This is a genomic window from Dactylosporangium sp. NPDC051485 (assembly GCF_040682015.1).
In the GTDB taxonomy this organism is placed as follows: Bacteria; Actinomycetota; Actinomycetes; order Mycobacteriales; family Micromonosporaceae; genus Dactylosporangium.
This window is the reverse complement of record NZ_JBFAZW010000254.1, coordinates 1-1,285: the sequence shown is the minus strand read 5'-3', so window position 1 is coordinate 1,285 and position 1,285 is coordinate 1. Positions and strand designations below refer to the sequence as shown.

Here is a 1,285-nt window from a genome sequence, read left to right as displayed (position 1 = left end):
GGTGGTTTCCAGGGGTCGTTGCAACACGGCGTTTCAGTTGGTGGTGAGGAACTGGGCGAGGCGTTCGGCTGGGGTGTCCCAGCCGAGGGTTTGGCGGGGTCGGCTGTTGAGTTCGGCGGCGACTGCGGCGAGGTGTTCGGGGGTGTGGCCGGCGAGGTTGGTGCCTTTGGGGAAGTATTGGCGTAGCAGGCCGTTGGTGTTCTCGTTCGATCCTCGTTGCCAGGGGCTGTGCGGGTCGCAGAAGAACACCGGCATGTTTGCGGCCAGGGTGAACTGGTGGTGCAGGGCCATTTCGGCGCCCTGGTCCCAGGTCAGGGACCGTTTCAGGTGCTGTGGAAGGGTCGCGACGGTGTCCAGGAGGGCGTCGCGGACTGTTTCGGCGCTGCGGCCGCGGGTGCCCAGATGGACGAGCAGGACGTAGCGGGTGGCGCGTTCGACGAGGGTGCCGATCGCTGATCTGCCGTCTTTGCCGATGATGAGGTCGCCTTCCCAGTGCCCGGGGATGGCGCGGTCGTCGGCTTCGGCGGGCCGGTCGCTGATCATCAGCATCGGTGCGGTGAACCGGGACGGCCTGGTGCCGGTGGTGCGGGGCCGGCGCACGGCACGGCCGGTGCGTAGTGCCGCGGCCAGTTCCCGGCGCAGCGCGCCCCGGCCCTGGACATACAACGCCTGGTAGATCGTCTCGTGGGACACGCGCAGCTCGTTTCGGTCGGGGAAGTCCCGGCGCAGCCGGGCGCTGATCTGCCGCGGGCTGTGCCGGGACGCCAGCAGTTCCTGCACCAGGTCCCGCAGGGCCGGGTTCCCGGCCAGCTTCCTGGGCTTCGGCCGGGGCCGGCGGCGTTCGGCGCGCTGCTGCGCGGCGAACGGCTGATAGCCGCCCCCGGCCGGGTCCTGGTTGCGGGCGATCTCCCGGCTGACCGTGGACCGCGGCCGGCCCAGCTCGGCGGCGATCGCCGACTGCGACACACCAGCACGGAGCCGGTCAGCGATCACGACCCGCTCATCCTGAGACAGATACCGGGCCGACACCACCACCGGCAGCGGCCCAGCCGCCGCCACGGCGGCGGCAGCAGCCGCTTCCTGCCGCCACCGATACCCCGTCCGCGGACTCACCCCGACCAGCCGACACGCCTCACCCGTCCGCACACCCTGCGCAACGAGCTCGGCATACACCGCACGCTCAGCCAGCAACGGTTTACACCCCTGCGGGCGACGATCAACCCGGATCTCGAACACGGCAACCCCTGATCAAGTCAGGTGTTGCAACGACCCCTTGAAACCGGGG

General features: G+C 70.1%; 1 protein-coding gene. It reads right to left on the bottom strand.

Going from position 1 to position 1,285, the window contains the following annotated elements; all coding sequences use genetic code 11:
• Positions 1–33 precede the first annotated feature (33 nt).
• Positions 34–1,191 (bottom strand): IS30 family transposase, encoded by a 1,158-nt coding sequence (locus AB0M46_RS51360; RefSeq protein ID WP_363349080.1) that lies wholly within the window; start codon positions 1,189–1,191, stop codon positions 34–36.
• Between the last annotated feature and the right edge of the window lie 94 nt (positions 1,192–1,285).